Origin of the sequence: Butyrivibrio sp. (assembly GCF_015056685.1) — a bacterium.
Lineage (GTDB): Bacteria > Bacillota > Clostridia > Lachnospirales > Lachnospiraceae > Butyrivibrio.
This window is the reverse complement of record NZ_SVFW01000010.1, coordinates 51,299-67,941: the sequence shown is the minus strand read 5'-3', so window position 1 is coordinate 67,941 and position 16,643 is coordinate 51,299. Positions and strand designations below refer to the sequence as shown.

General features: G+C 37.4%; 11 protein-coding genes. 1 reads left to right on the top strand and 10 read right to left on the bottom strand.

The features are described from left to right. Window positions 1–32: 32 nt before the first annotated feature. The 7 genes from E7303_RS05235 to E7303_RS05205 are packed head-to-tail and all read right to left on the bottom strand — an operon-like array spanning window position 33 to window position 11,950. On the bottom strand, window positions 33–2,198 hold the full coding sequence (locus tag E7303_RS05235) for a cell division protein FtsA (RefSeq protein WP_292144174.1): 2,166 nt from the start codon (window positions 2,196–2,198) through the stop codon (window positions 33–35). A 40-nt stretch (window positions 2,199–2,238) separates the two neighbouring features. After that, window positions 2,239–2,859 carry a dephospho-CoA kinase gene (coaE, locus tag E7303_RS05230; RefSeq protein WP_292144173.1) on the bottom strand — a complete coding sequence of 207 codons (621 nt, stop codon included), beginning with the start codon at window positions 2,857–2,859 and terminating at the stop codon, window positions 2,239–2,241. A gap of 38 nt (window positions 2,860–2,897) precedes the next feature. Continuing rightward, entirely contained in the window at window positions 2,898–5,048 is a 2,151-nt protein-coding gene (polA, locus tag E7303_RS05225; protein ID WP_292144172.1) for a DNA polymerase I, read from the bottom strand. A 30-nt stretch (window positions 5,049–5,078) separates the two neighbouring features. Next, a complete protein-coding gene (locus E7303_RS05220; RefSeq protein WP_160110756.1) occupies window positions 5,079–5,402 on the bottom strand; it encodes a zf-HC2 domain-containing protein in 324 nt (107 codons plus the stop codon). A gap of 37 nt (window positions 5,403–5,439) precedes the next feature. After that, the gene (locus E7303_RS05215; RefSeq protein WP_292144171.1) at window positions 5,440–7,401 is read right to left on the bottom strand and encodes an EAL domain-containing protein; all 1,962 of its coding nucleotides are present in this window, start codon (window positions 7,399–7,401) and stop codon (window positions 5,440–5,442) included. Further along, window positions 7,398–8,162: a response regulator gene (locus E7303_RS05210; protein ID WP_292144170.1), complete on the bottom strand. Its 765-nt coding sequence runs from the start codon at window positions 8,160–8,162 to the stop codon at window positions 7,398–7,400. Before E7303_RS05210 ends, E7303_RS05215 begins: the two co-directional genes overlap by 4 nt. Next, on the bottom strand, window positions 8,162–11,950 hold the full coding sequence (locus E7303_RS05205; RefSeq protein ID WP_292144169.1) for an EAL domain-containing protein: 3,789 nt from the start codon (window positions 11,948–11,950) through the stop codon (window positions 8,162–8,164). Before E7303_RS05205 ends, E7303_RS05210 begins: the two co-directional genes overlap by 1 nt. Before the next feature lie 229 nt (window positions 11,951–12,179). Between E7303_RS05205 and E7303_RS05200 the strand changes: the two genes are divergently transcribed. Further along, on the top strand, window positions 12,180–13,214 hold the full coding sequence (locus E7303_RS05200; RefSeq protein ID WP_292144168.1) for a stealth family protein: 1,035 nt from the start codon (window positions 12,180–12,182) through the stop codon (window positions 13,212–13,214). Window positions 13,215–13,321: 107 nt separating this feature from the next. Here the strand turns inward: E7303_RS05200 and E7303_RS05195 are convergent, their stop codons facing one another. From E7303_RS05195 to E7303_RS05185, 3 genes are all read right to left on the bottom strand, one after another. After that, the gene (locus tag E7303_RS05195) at window positions 13,322–14,302 is read right to left on the bottom strand and encodes a glycosyltransferase family 2 protein (RefSeq protein WP_292144167.1); all 981 of its coding nucleotides are present in this window, start codon (window positions 14,300–14,302) and stop codon (window positions 13,322–13,324) included. Window positions 14,303–14,405: 103 nt separating this feature from the next. Continuing rightward, entirely contained in the window at window positions 14,406–14,618 is a 213-nt protein-coding gene (locus E7303_RS05190) for a hypothetical protein (RefSeq protein WP_292144166.1), read from the bottom strand. Window positions 14,619–14,713: 95 nt separating this feature from the next. Further along, the gene (locus tag E7303_RS05185; RefSeq protein WP_292144165.1) at window positions 14,714–16,642 is read right to left on the bottom strand and encodes an asparagine synthase-related protein; all 1,929 of its coding nucleotides are present in this window, start codon (window positions 16,640–16,642) and stop codon (window positions 14,714–14,716) included. Window position 16,643 lies beyond the last annotated feature (1 nt).

Sequence of the window (16,643 nt, the reverse complement as noted above, 5' to 3'; positions counted from 1 at the left end):
AGCAAGAAAGTTTTATATGTATTTTATAGAAACTACTTCCAGTAAACTTCTATTTTATCCCCTTCCTTTATGCTCTGCAGATAATCAGGCGTTCCGCCATTTAAAATTGTGACTACGGATCTGCCCTGTGGTTTTGACAAGTCAAAATCAATAGCGTCAAAAACATCCACAAAAACGTAGTCTGCCTTGCCATGAAGGGTTACAGGGTCATTGTTTACAACAACGTGAAGATCATGAGCAAGGATATTCTTTACAGGTTCAGGCTCTTCTTTCTCATAAGCCTCGGTATCCGGAAAGGCATCAAATGAAAGCTGTCCATTAGAATCCTCGACAATTTTGGCAGCTTCCTCTTCGTTTTCGATAGCCTCTTCATTTTCCTGCCTGATAGCAACCTCTTCAGCAGTAGGATAGTCCTTGTAATAATCCATTATCATGTCGTCCTGGGACTTGAACTCCACCTTGAAGTTCTCATATACAGGAGTGTCTTTGTCGCCCCTCTCATTGTTGACCATGATAACTGTATCTTCTGTTAATTCAATATCGAGAAGTTCAGCAATCTGCGCAGCTGTATTGTAATCAAGAACCTTTACATCATCTCCGGGCTGAATGGAATAAAGCGGAGTCTGAAGCTGACCATTAACAGTAGCATACCTTGATGCCTCAACATTTTTACCGTCAACATTTACATTAAACTTAGTCTTAAACTCAGGTATTCCTTCGATGACAGCCTTTCCTGGCGCGCCTGCAGTTGAAGGAGTTACATCGATGATATCGTTGGCATGGATCTTGGTATGAATATCTGCAGGCTTTCCATTAAGAGTAATTACTGCAGCTTCGCCCGGTTCTCCACGGGAAGTTCTCTCTTTTCCATTTACAGTAAATTTTAGTTCTTCTCCTCTCTTTGGGAAAAGATCTTCATTAGGAAATGCAGCCTGCATGGCAGCATCAACTATTTGAAGCTTACCGTTATCATAAATCTTGGTCTGTACCCCGTTAAATGAAACAAAGATAAAGTTATTGGCTTCTTCATAGTAACTGATACAGATTCCCAGAGGTGTAACCAAAAGAGAATCCTTTTCAATGCCATTATTGTTAAGGAATACGATTTCCTTCATAACCTCTTCACCACGAAGAGCAACTCTCTCTTCAGGAATATCCATTTCCTTGGCAATTGCCTTTACATAGCCCGGAACACATCCGCCACCGCCAACTACAAACACAGCGCTGACAGGCCTGTCTCCATTGAGTTTCTTTATCTCCTCTACAGCCTTTTTGGCCATTTCATCAACCTTAGGCTTAATGACCTTTGTGATCTCCTTTGTGGTGATCGTCTTTGTAAGTCCCATGATATCGACATATTCAACCTTGTCAGAATGACTGGACGCAATCTTTATCTCATCAGCCGAATTGAAATCTACAAGACAGTGCTGAGCAATGATCTCTGTAATATCATCGCCTGCCAAAGGAAGCATGCCGTAAGCTGTGATAGAGCCATCATCAGTTACACAGATATCGCTTGTTCCCGCACCAACATCAATAAGAGCAAGATTCAGCATTCTAAATCTCTCGGGTATAGCAACCATCATAGCTGCTATAGGCTCGAGTGTAAGGTTGGCAACATTGAGCCCTGCCCTCTCACAAGCCTTATATAGTCCATCAACACAATCATCGGGAAGAAATGTAGCAATAAGCTCAACGCTTACTTTTCCTGCATTATGACCTTCAAGGTTGGCTATCTGATAGCCATCAAGGTAATAGTGCATTACCGAATAACCCACAAGGTAAAACTTAATGCCGGAAGTATTTTTGCTAAGAAATTCCGCATATGCCTTTTCAACAGCAGCGGAATCAAGATTATAGATATCCTCATCAGTAATATCATGAGCATCCTGATACTCATAATCATAGGTTGTTCTTACTGTTTTAAGAACACGACCAGCCGCAGCAATACAGACATCTGTAAGATGAATGTCAGTCTGCTGCTCAAGGGACTCCTTGACCATCTTGATTGTCATTCCAACCTTACCAATATCGTGAATCTGTCCGTCAAGCATGGCCCTTGTCTGGTGTTTTTCAACTGCCTGTGCTATTACATTGAACTTTCCTTCATTCATGTAACCCACAGTACCAACAACACTTCTGGTTCCAATATCAAGTCCAAATACAACTTTCTGATCTTTTTGCTCTAAACTAGCCATTATGCCACCAAGCCCCCTCGCACAATTTTTCGAACAAAAACTAAATCTTCCAAAGTTTTAATCTATTGTCTATCTCAGAAAATGCCTTGCTGTCCTCGCCGCTATTATCAATTACAAATTCGCAATACTCCCTGAAAGTCTCATCACTTAACTGACTCTTAAAAATGTCTGTAACTTTCTGGTCAGAGTAGCCTCTTGAAATCTTTAATCTTTTGCGGCGCGTATCCTCATCAGCGTAAACATACCACATTTCGTCTACGATCTTGTCATATCCATTCTCTATAAGAAGGGCCGCTTCTACAAAAACAAAATCATAAACTCCTCTTTTACGCTCATCATCTACTATATTAATAATATATTGATTTACTGCAGGATGCAAAATATTATTTACGGTTTTTAGCTTATTTTTATCATTGAATATAGCTTTTGCCATTAAAGCCTTATCAATTTCACCATCATCAGAAAGGATTTCTCTGCCCAAAGCCTCTACCAAAGCCTCATAGGCAGGATATCCCTTTTTCTTTATATCATTGGCAACATCATCAGACAAAATAACAAGGCAGTTGTAATTGTCCTTGATGTACGAAAGAAGTGTACTCTTTCCGGCCCCTACTCCGCCTGTTATTCCTATGATGTTTGTTTTTCCCTTTTGAAGCGCCATTTCAACACAAATCCTCTTTATACCTGTATGTCTGTAGATTACTTAGCTTCGTACCAGTCACTTCCTGTGTGACATTCAGCGCTAAGCGGAACAAGAAGATCAGCAGATCTTTCCATCTCTTTAGTCAAAAGATCTGTCACAACTAAAGCCTCATCATTATAGGTTTCAATAACCAGCTCATCGTGGATCTGCAGGATCATCCTTGATTTAAGTCCCATTTCTTTTATCTTGAAAAAGACATTTATCATGGCAATCTTCATGATGTCAGCTGCACTTCCCTGAATAGGCGCATTCATGGCCACTCTTTCGCCAAACTGTCTCATGTTAAAGTTACCAGACTTAAGTTCCGGCATAGGACGTCTTCTTCCATACATTGTCTCCGAATAACCTTTTGCCTTTGCGCTTGCAATAACCGACTCCTGATACTCTTTTACCCCCGGATAAGTTTCAAAATACTTATCCATATACTCCTTGGCCTCTTTTGCAGAAATTGAAAGATCCTGAGAAAGTCCAAAAGCACTTATTCCATAGACAATACCAAAGTTAACCGCCTTGGCGCTCCTTCTCTGAAGCGGTGTTACTTCATCAAAAGGAACATGGAAAACCTTGGATGCTGTTATTGTATGAATATCATCCCCATCACGGAAAGCCTTGATAAGTCCTCCATCCCCTGACATGTGAGCAAGAATTCTAAGCTCAACCTGTGAATAATCTGCGTCAGCAAATACGCACCCTTCCTTTGGAACAAAGACCTTTCTGATCAGCCTTCCAAGCTCTGTTCTCATAGGAATATTCTGAAGGTTAGGCTCTGTTGAGCTGATCCTTCCAGTAGCAGTGATTGTCTGATTAAAGCTCGTATGTATTCTGTCATCAGCCTCTATAAAGGCAGCAAGACCGTCTGCATAGGTCGACTTTAATTTTGCAAGTCCTCTGTACTCAAGGATATCTGCTACGATCTTGTGCTCAGGAGCCAGCTTTTCAAGAACCTCTGCAGCTGTAGAATAACCTGACTTTGTCTTTTTCTCTGCAGGGAGTCCCAACTTTTCAAAAAGAATCTCACCAAGCTGCTTGGGTGAATTGATGTTAAACTCGCACCCGGCTGCTTCATATATTGCCTTCTCAAGCTCTAATATGCGGACCTGAAGCTTATCTCCATATGCCTTAAGCTCATCTCTTTTTGCTATGATACCCTCTTTTTCCATTGAGAAAAGAATGTATGAAAGAGGCATCTCAATATTGTAGAAAAGCTTTATCATCTGCAGCTTTTCAAGCTTCTTTCTGATAAGAGGTGTCGCCCTGTATATAACTTCGCATGCCTTGGATGCATAATCACTTAATGCTTTTTCATCTGCATTCCGAAGGCTGTCTTTCCCAAATATATCTGCCTTTTTAGGGAGTCTGAGATCAAGGTATTCCCTCGCTACATCCTCAATCTGGTAATCATTTTTAAGTGGATTAACCAGGTAAGCACCCAAAAGATCATCAAAGCATCTTTTGTCACTGTCGTTTATTTCTTTATCATCATAGCCGCTTGTTCTTTCTGCTATTTCAAAAGGCTCAAAATAATAAAAGCTGCTCTTTATATCAAAAGTCGCAAGACTGCAGTCTTTGCTAAGGACGCTCAACTTCTTACCAAGATAATCAGCCGTTATGAAATTCTCTACCGGAATATAATAGATTTCTTTTCCGTCAAAACAAATTGAAAGTCCAAGAACATCTTTTTTCTTGCTTCCATCCGCAGATAAATTGTCATATAAGAAAAAGAATGAGGCATAATCAGCTTTTGTACCAAATAAAGCCTCTACCTCATTAAGATCTGAAGTAACTTTTACTGTACCTTCAAATGACGCAGTCTTTACCGCTGTTCCTGTAGGTGATAAGTTTGAAAGCTCTGCTTCAAGGCGGCCTAAAAGCTCATCATTTACAGAAATAGTACCCTCGCCATTAGGAGAAATGATACCTTCAAAGCGATCAATCTGAACCTTAATGGCAGGAATAAGGCCTTCCTTTTCAGCCTCATTTTTGACAATCTCAATTTCACTATGATCGCCAGACTTTAATATACCTGAGAGCTTATATACAGCACCATATACTCCATTTATGAAATCGCCGTCTGCATCTGTAAATGCAGGCATGGCATAAAAAGCATTTTTTACAAGATCTACAATATCTAAAGATAATTTACTCAAAATTCTTCCCCAACCTGTATAAAATAATAGTTATAACGCAAAGGCAAGGACCGATACTGTCACCACAAGAACAACGACCGCCAGTTCCAAAAGTATGCTGAGTAAAAAGAGATTTCTTCTAAATTTCAGTCGTTTTTTGGCGTCTTTAATAAGGATAAGAAGTTCCTGTTTGAGGTTAAAGGTATTGCCGTCCTCAAGCCTCTGCATACCGGTCTTCACAAGAAACTGTATAGTAAGCTCCTCCTTACATTCAGGACAGTTGTCTATGTGCTCGATAAATTCAGCCAGGTCCTTATTATCAAGGTCATCGTCTAAAAATAATGGAATTAATTTTTCAGCCTCTTTGCATGTCATAATAATAAAATACAATAATTTGAAGCTTAATTCCACTTTAAATTTCTGTTGCATCTCCCAGTGCAACCCTATCGTAATCCCAGAACCTGACCTGTATCTCATTTTTGGAAAGTGGTGCAGACAAATACTTGCCGGACATATAATCACCACTGACCTGCAGTATCTTATCAAAATATATTTTATTATCTACTCCACCTATGAGAATTTTTTTGCCAAGCTGCGTGAGCATATCTGTTCTGGCTTTCATAATGATATCGCCCTGTTTTACCATATCGGGATCCAAAAAACGCCATGCGCTCATGATAACGCCATCAAATTTTTCCATGGCATCTAAAGTTATCCTTGATGAATCTTTACCATAATTACCAAGGAAGAGCCTTATTCCGGTATCATAAAACTCATTTACAACATACTTCAAATTATCTTCCGACATTTCTGCCATAGTATCACTTATGTCAAAGGCAATAAGCTTTGGATCAACATTGTACTTAACAAGAAGTTCCTGGACAGTTGTGACCAGATTTTTATTAAGGACCTTAGCTGCCATGATATGGATAATGACAAAATCAATACTCATATATCCTCTGTTAACGTCATTCCCAAGGAATTTGATTACGGATTCGATCATTCTTATTTCAAGTTCTTCCGCAAAACCAGTTCTCTCTGCAATTGGCATGAACTCTCTGAAATTCACTTCTCCAAGCTCATCATCCTCAAGCTTTAATAGTGCCTGCGCAGCCTTTATGCATCCGCATTTTTTGCCATAGATTGGCTGATAATATACACGGAATTTGTTTTCAGATATTCCCTGTGAAATAGCCTTTTCAACTTCTATTGTCCTTAAAAGAAATTCCAGATCCCTGCCTTTTATAATCTTTCCATACTCATCAGCATCAAGTGGTGCCTCAGATAAAAGAACTATGTCATCAGCAAATTTAAATTCTTCAGGATATCCTGCAAGAAGAATTGTCGCATTTACCTTTGTTTCACCTTTTTCTGTAAAGAAGCCTTCTTCAAATCTTCTGCTGAGAAGCTCTGCCAGATCATTTACTTTTTTATCATCTGCATCAGGAATTATGATAAAAAAGTTAGCATCACCATTTCTATATACGTTCAGATAATTATTGATTCCTTGTATTGTTGCAACTATTTCAGCAAGTATCTTGTCAAAGCTGTCTACCCCCATGATCCTTCTATAATTTTCCGCATTATCTATTCTTATGCATATTATCTTGAAACTTCTTTTCATTCCTATGATATTTCCAAGGTCCTGTAAAAGAGCTATTCTATTGTAGGCTTTTGTCGTAGAATCCAGTAATTCATCTTCTTTTTCGATCATTATCATAATTCCCATGAGGCCTATGGATTCACATAGTATTTCACACATAACCCATGGAAATGCCAGCTGGATCAATATTCCTGCAAATGTGAGCGCCAAAAAATAAGCAATAGCCGCTATCTTGGTATAGTTCACAGTTTTCCAGTATTTAAACAGCATGATCACGCAGTTGATGAAATATAATAGAGTTATGAAATATGCGATATAGATACCAATTTCTTTTTTTATGATCATGTTTTCATCTATCGAAAACATAAAACTAGTCAGTGGATTAGTAAGCAATGCCAGTTCTATAAATAATAAAGGCAAAAGAATAATTCTTTTTCTGAGTTTGCCATACCTGAACAAGACGTCGCATACGTATGACATGTAATACAGAAAGACAACTACAGTACCAAAGTGAGTACAATAATAAAAGGACTCCAAAAAGTAGCATATGATATATTTGGGATTATATGGAATAAGCTCAGATTCTAAGACAATTGAAGACAAAAGGCCTGAAACAGAATCAGCAAACACTATATATAGAAGTATCAGAAAGAGTCTCCTTCTGATACTTTTTTTGGTTTTAAGAACAGTCGTATAGAATATGCAGGTAATACTGATAATAGCCGCAGCAATCCTAAAGGTTGCAGCTCCAAGTAGATTCGTCTCAATCATTTTTTCTTCCCGGAATCAAAGAAATCTTCAAGGGTTTTTAAAAGTTTCTCTTTAGTTATGGACTTCAAGAGGTAATCAACCGGTTTTAGTGAAATAACACTGGTAACAGATTTCCTGTCATTTTTACCTGTAAGGAACATTATAGGTGTAGAGCTGGAAAAGCTTTCACTCTTTAACATTTCCATTACTTTTGGTCCGTCCAATATTGGCATATCATAGTCAAGCAGGATAAGATCCGCGTGGTTATTGGCAAGCCATGCTATCGCCTGGGTTCCGGAATTGGCCATTCCCACCCTGTAGGTATCCTTTAATACTTCTCTTGTCATCTGAAGAAATGTAAGATCATCATCTATGATAAGTATGCATTTTCTTCGTTGCTGCTCAAACTCGTCATCTGTAGCAATACTTACCTTTGACATCAGATCTGCCATATCAAGAGGCCTGTATACCTCAAACGCAATGTCCTCTTTGGGAATAAATCTATGTGCAAATCTAAAGGCCTCATCTTCACCAATGATCAGAACCACCTTATTATCTTCCGCGCACAGATCTTTAAGATAAATAAAAGCATCACGATGATCCTCTACGTCTGAGTCTGTATAGAGGATAATCAGATCTGCTGCCCGGGCATTTTCACTTAGCTGTTTGATTGAATAATCCGAATCTTTGACCTGAAAATGTGCCTGCAGAAGGTTATTTTTAATTGCATTAACCATGAAGGTCTCTGTTTTTCTGACCAGCAGGATTTTTTTATTGAACATCACTTGTTCTCCCTGTTATTTAGCCTGTCTGTAACGATTTGCTTTATCCCGTCCCAATCAAGTTTATAAGATAGTTCACCTATTTTCTTAATTATATCATTATCCACGCCTCTAACACTATATTTATTAACTGTATCAAGAACATATATTAACGTGTCATAGTCCAGCACCTCACATACTTCCACTATTGTATTATATGCGTCCATAAGCTGACTCTCAGAAATAAGTGGTTTGTCGCTGACATTATCTTCTTTTGAGTCAACGATTTTCTTAACTTCAGAAAGCTCATGCTCTACAATATGATACAGATTTAAAAGCTCTGGCGTGAACTCATCTATAGTATTTATATCTTCGTTGTTACCTGCATCCTCCAGCATTTTGGCCATATTTGACAGCTTTGTTGCCCCTATAGTCCTGCTTGTACTCTTAAGTGAATGAACGTAGCTTGTATAATCCTTGATATTTCCCGACTCATAGGCTCCATAAATATTGTCTCTGGTAAAGTTTATTGAATCATAATAAACCTTTAAGATATTCAGATAGCTTTCAAGACTTCCGCAGTTCTTAAGCCCCTCTTTGTAGTCAATCTCCTTGAAAACTCCGGTGAAAGGATTATCATTTCCAATAGTATCTTCCTCATGATCATCGCCTTTACTTTCATCCTCACTGGCCGTAACCTTATCCTTAGGCAAAAACTTCATGATGAGTTTCTCAAGCTTTTCACTTTCAATTGGTTTTGAAAGATAGTCCTCAAAGCCCGCCTGCAAGAAATTTTCTCTAGCTCCGGATATTGCGTTTGCTGTAAGAATGATGACCGGTGTGTCTTTATTTTTACTGTCATCATCTTCCTTCATAGCCTCTAAAGTCTCAATGCCATCCATCTGTGGCATTCTATAATCCATAAAAATAATGTCATACTTTTCAAAGCGCTGTTTTTCAAGGCACTCAGCACCGCTCCTTGCGGATTCGATCTGTATCTTAGTATTTTTCAGAAGCTCTCTTATGACAACATGGTTCATAGGAGTATCATCTACCACAAGTATCTTTGCGTCAGGAGCCACGAATTTCTCATGATACTCCTTACTATTTTTTATTGTCTTGGCAATTCGTGACTTGAAATCTCCAATCTGAGATTTGCTCCTTATTCCCTGTGGAAGCGTGATTATAAAGGTAGTTCCGACTCCATATTCACTCTCAACATCTATAGTTCCATCCATAAGTTCAATAAGGGAATGGGTAATAGCAAGCCCCAGTCCACTTCCTTCAACTGTCTTGTTCTTATCTAAATCCAATCTTTTGAACTTATCAAAAAGAGAATCCATTTCCTCAGGTTTTATGCCTATACCGGTGTCTTTTACCTTAAGAACAAGAAGAATCCCCTTCTCTTGTTCTATTCCATTGAGCGAAAGCGTGATTTTGCCCTCTTGCGTGTATTTTACAGCGTTGTTTAAGATATTCACCATTACCTGGCGGATTCTCATCTCATCACCAAAGAGCTTGTCAGGAATTGTTTCATCAATATCAAACTGCAGTTTTAGGGCTTTTTGTTGTGCCTTTAAATTCACCATATTAAAGACATCATTAAGTACAGAAGACAGCTCATACTCTGCTTCATGTATTTCCATACTTCCTGATTCAATCTTGGAAAAATCAAGGATATCATTTATAAGGGAAAGTAGCGTCCTTCCTGCACTTTCTATATTCTGAGCATATTCGATGATCTTTTCATCTTTACACTCACGAAGGATAACCTCATTCATGCCCAGCACAGCATTAATAGGTGTTCTGATCTCATGTGACATATTGGCAAGGAAATTACTTTTTGCTTCACTTGCTGCCTTTGCTCTTCTTTCCTCCATCTTCGCAAGCTCTGTTGCACGCAGGATAGCTATAAATTCATTTCTTGAAGAGCCTTGAGAGAAATACATGCCCTGTAAGTAATCAACATTCATTTCGCTTGCAAATTCCATCAGATTCGCATCATCAACATGGCTTATAAGTATGTCTTTACCCATATCCTTAACCATTTTGATACGGTTCTCCAAAATGATCCTGGTCTGTTCATTCATAAATGCCGTATACATACGCGCAGCATCCATAACAACCCCTTCAAAAAGAGGTGACGCCGAACTCTGATTGGTAAAAAAGCCACTTCCATAGTTCTCAATACCAAACCTTATGCCTATATCCACCAGCTCTTTTATTACATTGCTCATTATTTTTTCATCAGAAGTCACTGCAGATTCCGTAAGGTTAAAGATAACTCTCCCTGGATTTACTCCATATTTTTCTATGAGCGCTTTTACGTTATCTACAAAATCAGTCCTGATAACCTGCACGGCAGAAAGGTTTATTATGATAAACTCAAGTCCCATTTCCTCCGTGATACCACCTCCAAGGAAGTAAAAAACTTCCTCAATGTTGAGCCAGCCAAGCCTTTCAATAAGGCCTGTTTCCTCGGCTATAGGCAAAAACTCCGACTTATCTATATACCCAAGCTCATCATCAGTAAACTCAAGCTCAGCCCTCGCACCGTAGATAATAAGGCCATCCTTGGAGTAGATAGGCGTATAAGAGACTTTAAACTTGCCTTCTTCAATACCTCTTTTTACCGCAATCTCAACCTTGGCCCTTCTCAAAATAAAATCAAGGTCATTTTGTGAATAAATCCTGTCAGGCTCTTTTTCAAATGCAGAATCAGACAAAAGAAGAAGATATCCGATGTTCCCAAACTGTTTTGGCGAATATGCGCGTATAATACACGCTTTTAACAGGAAACTGCTGTTTTTCCTTAGCCACTCCCTCTGAAACCTGTCAAAGACCTGCTTTGATACTCTCCCCGCCTCTGTTTCATCGATATCAGGGCAGATTAAAAAGAAACAGTCATTGCTCACCCTGTAAACTTCATATTTGGGACTGATACTGCTTAAGAATTTCACGACCATGAAAAGAACCTTTTCGTATTCTTCATAGCCTGCTATTTTCCTGTAAACATCGCCATTTTGAATGCGAATACAGATAGTATAAAAGTGCCTGTTATATTTAAAATATATGCCAGCATCATGCAAGAATGCGTTTCGGTTATAGCCCCAGGTGGAAATATCAATCCTGTCCTCATCATTTTCAAACATGATCATAAGACCCAGAAGCCCTATTGCCTCACACATAAGCTCACATCTGACACTGAAAACGACCATCTGAATAAGTGTTCCTGCTATAACAAGAATAAAGAAGTATGCAATGGCAAATCTTTTCATCCTGTTAAAGACATTCCAGTACAAAACCATTGCAACTATAGAAAACATGACATAGAACGCACTGACAAAATAGGCAATATATACTCCAACACCTCTGTGAAAAACTATGTTTTCATCTACACTATAAACAATGTTTGTGAATGGATTTACTGCCACCATAAGTTCCATGAGAATAAAAGGAAATGCAAGTAAAAAACGCGCTCTTTTGGAAAATCTAAAAGAGACTCCGCAGGAAATAATGATGTATAAAGCAAGGATTGGGGCAATGGCAAAATGCGTAAAGAAGTATAGATACTGAAAGGCATAAAAACAAAAGAGCTTTGCTCCATAAGAAAGCCCTGAATAAACAACAACTTCGCAAAGTATGCCTGTAAGAGAATCTATAATAACAATCAATATGAGGGACATGAAAAGCCTGTTACTGAACTTTATCCTTGTCCTCATCATCAATGTATATAGAACACAGGTCATACTTATGACTAGCGCAGCAAGATTAAAGGTTATGCTGCCAATGTTCTGGGCACTGATCATAGGATCTCCTAGTGTGTTTTTTCATACACTTTTTATCATTGTAGCACACAGTAAAAGATTGCTATAGTTAAAAAAGAATAAACATAACGAAAAGGCGCTTTTATTATTTACTGCCTGTATTTTTATTTGTATAATAATATTTGTTATCCAGCACTAAGACCAGTTGCAATATACTGATTATCCGCTGATTTTTCTACTACAAATACTAGTCGAAAGGAATTATCCCAAAATGTCTAATTCAAAAATAGATATAGTAATACCCTGGGTCGATGGCAGCGACCCTGAATGGCTTGCAGAAAAGAGAAAATATGATGTTAAAAAAGACACTTTTGATGATGGTTCAAAATCAAGTTACAGGTTTAGGGATTGGGGCCTGATGCGCTATTGGTTCAGAGGCGTTGAAAAGTACATGCCATGGATAAATAAAATCTATTTTATTACCTGGGGTCACGTCCCAGATTGGCTTAACACAGATCATGAGAAAATAGTTATTGTTAATCATAAAGATTACATCCCAGCAAAATACTTACCTACATACAATTCAAATGTCATTGAGATGAACATACATCGCATTAAAGACCTCTCTGATAATTTCATATTGTTTAATGATGATGTATTTGTTATTTCTCCTGCAAACGAGGAAATGTTTTTTAAAAACAATCTCCCATGCGATATGCTTTTATCTGAAATCATGTTTAACTATGATATTACAAATGTATTTAGACATGCTATCTTCAACAATGTTGGTATAATTAATAAACATTTCGGAGACAAGAAAAAAAAGCTATCTCTTTTCACTAAATGGGTAAATCCTGAATATGGTTTAAAAAACATGCTCACCAATATGAATAAGTTTTTCTTCAAAAGAGTTGTAGGATTTAAAGATCAGCATTTAACTATTCCATATAATAAAAGCACATTCATCAAAGTATGGGAATTAGAATATGATAATCTTGACAGATCCTGCATGAACAAATTCAGAACCCCTTTTGATATTACACAATGGCTTTTTCGCTATTGGCGATTCATGACAGGTAGCTTTGCACCAATAAACATAAATAAATTAGGTGATTACTGTGAATTATCTAGCGATGCACAAACAGATTTGGTATGCAGCAGGATAAAAAGTCAGCAGAAGCCTATTTTAGTAATCAATGACGCTCCTGCCAGTGATGACGAAAATACATTCGAATCCTATCAAAAGAAAATAATTGATGCATTCGAAACTATTCTTCCAGACAAATGCTCTTTCGAAAAAAATTGATATTCTATATCTGGCATATACATAATATATTCAACCCCTGCCTGGTTGGCAGGGGCTTCATTACTACAAGTTATAGATTGTTTAATGATTACGCTATTACATCTCCATCATGTATTTTTTGCATGCATTCTTTGCAGCTTTTTATATAATCCATAATTAGATATAAATAGTATCATTCGCAGTTTATTTTTTAGATCAACATGTTTTACTAATTCACCTGCTATAGCTTTATATATACTGATTAGCCGACTTGTCTCCTGTATACTCTCATCATCATGAAAAATATCTTGATAACACATGATGCTCCTGGTGCCTAACCCAAACTTATATAATGCAATATCATAAAACCCCATTTCTATCAGATATCTTATAATAACTGCCATGCCTTCTGTATGAAAGAGCCGTTTTCTATCAAATCTTCTTCTCGTCATACTCGCCTCTGATAGCAGTTGATTGTAAACAATCTCATCAGTAAAGTATATCGAATTGCAATTTTCTATTACTCTAGGAAATATGAACTGATCTTCACTTTGGGGTATGTTTTCAGGAAATCTAACACCTTCCCACACCTTTTTTTTGTAAAGTTTTCCCCATGAAGCAACAAGAACATGACTGTTCTCAGAGAAAAGAAATAATTCACACGCCTCTCTCTTTGTAAGAAGCTTATTGCAATACTTTGGAGGAATTTCAAAGACACCATCATATTCACAACCATCATTAAAACGTGCATAATTTCCAATGACTAAATCTGCATCATTATTAAGACTAATCTTAAGCAGATCATGAATGGCATTTTCAGACAAGAAATCGTCATCATCTATGAAAAAAATATAATCTCCTATGGCGTTGTCTAAACCAACATTTCTGGCAGAGCATAGTCCACCATTACTCTTATGTATCACCCTGATAAAGTCATACCTTCGGGCATAATCATCGAGTATTGCCGGTGATCCATCAGTACTTCCATCATCAACAATGATTAGTTCAATGTTTACATTCTTTTGCGCAACAATACTGTCCAAGCCTCGTCTCACATATTTTTCACGATTATAGACAGTCATGATGATTGAAACCAGTGTATTAACCATTTCTTCACCGCCATTATGCCAAATAATATTCAGTCATCTATAGTATACACGCGCGGTTTCTGTCATTACAATCCTTTTTATAGATGTAACTAATAAATCAGATTTAACTTGCACTTTCACAATCGCGTTTAACCCATATTTTAACTCTGGATCCTGTATTACATGGTGAATTTGTTCCACCTTCTGCAGTAATCACAATATTTTCACCAAGTTCCACAATACCATATACGACTCCGTCTCCGCCCGCACCAAACAAATTGGATTCCGTATCTGATATATTTACACAATTGATCTCTGGTTTTTCCCAATTCTTCATACTATTTTTACTCTCCCTTGTGTTGATTTTTTAAAATAGTACAAGAAAAATTACGACATGTAAACAAATCTATCACAACTGTAAGTCTTTACGTTTTATCGGATATTTATCAGGTTTTTTACGAAAACAAACGTTATAAAAAGCTGCTGATATTCATCTGAATTATCGACATCAAATGGCCTTCTCTCTATAAGAAATTTATGAATTTTTTCAATATCAAAATACTTATCTTCCATACCCTGCCTTAGCATTTTATCAAGTTCTGCAAACACTTCCTCTTTTGATGCCTCTAATCTGTCCAGCCAATCAGCTCCCTGAATTCCTCGCTTCACGTAGGGATAAAGTATGGCTTTTGGAATCCTGTCTCCTAAAAAGCCTCTGATAAGATATCTCGGCTCTCCATTGTAGCTAAAGAATTCAAACGGAAACGAATAACAGTAATCCAATACCTTTCTGTTTCTTGTAGGATCTCTTATCACAATTCCAGCATAAAGACCAAGTTTTGTCTCTGCTTCACCAATATATGAAAGCATTGACTTGTTATACAATTCTATTGGATATGAGTTCCTTGTCATTTGCGAAAAAGCACTTTCAAATAGCCTCGCAATTTCTCCTTTACTGTAAAAGTCAAATCCATCTATTATATCTTTATTTACAAAAACATTAGCCTCTTTCTTTATATATTCTATATTTACATCTACTTTTTGTTTTCCCTTGATCTCTTGTCTTAAAAGAGGAAAGATGTTTTTCTTTCTGCTCTTTCCAGCGTTCTTACAATAATTGTTGAAATATTTAAAAAAGGTAAAATATCTGTGATCAATAAAAAGCTGATTAAGTGCAGTTCCAATATCGCCAAAGGACACTGTAAAATTCCCATATTGCCCATTTAGAAATATCTTGTTACCATCTTTTTTTCCTCTTTTGTAAATGCTCATAAGAAGTGGCATATTAACAAAAGCTTTTATGGGGAGTTCAAGAACATCAACAATTTCATCTATGTAGTCCAAAAATAACTTCCCATCGTTATCCTCATAATGTGTTTTTATATTGGGATACATTTTTGCTATTTTTTCAACCAAATCAGTTTCGTCTGTAACCGCAATCTTGGGATAACGCTTTTTTGCTTCTTCTTTGTAGTACGGAACGTAGGTATACGAATTCAACTCTTTTCCCTGGTCCTTTAAAAGAGGCGCTGCCATGGATGCCACTGATGAAGAATCAAAGCCGCTGCTCAGTGTTATCCCAACCTTACCATTTGTTCTGATACAGCCTGCAACCACATCAGAATATGTCTGTATAAATAAATCCTTTAGCTTTGAAATATCTTTTGTTTCATATACCCTTGACGGCGAATAGTATCTAACGTACTTAATGCCTCCTTCAAAAGAAGCTTTTGTATCTATTACCACATATGTTCCGGGTTCAAAGTGATATACATTCTCCCATGGAGTTTCAGTTGCAGAAACAGTATTAACAAGCCCCGGCAGTGCCAGAAACTCCTTTAAATATTCCTCATTTCTTTTAATTTCTTTATTGGTTTGTATTATAGGAGAAATAAGCGTCGAAAATGTACAGGATCCTGCTGCCTTGTAGTAATAAAGGCATCTGCTGGCGCTGTGGTCAACAGCTAAAAAAAGCTCTTTATCTATCGTATTATAAATAGCAATAGCAAAGATTCCCTCAAGATGCTTTACAAGATCATAATGCCATTTTTTATAGGCAAGGCAGATAAGCCTCCCATCAGGAATCATGTCTTCGTCACAATCAAGCTCGTTTAGCAGCTCTTTTCTGTTATCCAGAATACTATCTGCAGTTATAACAGCACCTCCGTCATCAAGTACATATGGCATCTCTTCATATTCGTCTTCATCATTTATAATCTGAAGCCCCGAGCCAAAAAGTGTATTTTCATAATGGATTTCTCTGATTCTGTCAAGCTTGCATTTCCTCTTATACTCAGAGACCATTGTCTCCATCGTGCAAGTATTACTATTAAAATCAATATGTCCCCATATAGCTGACATT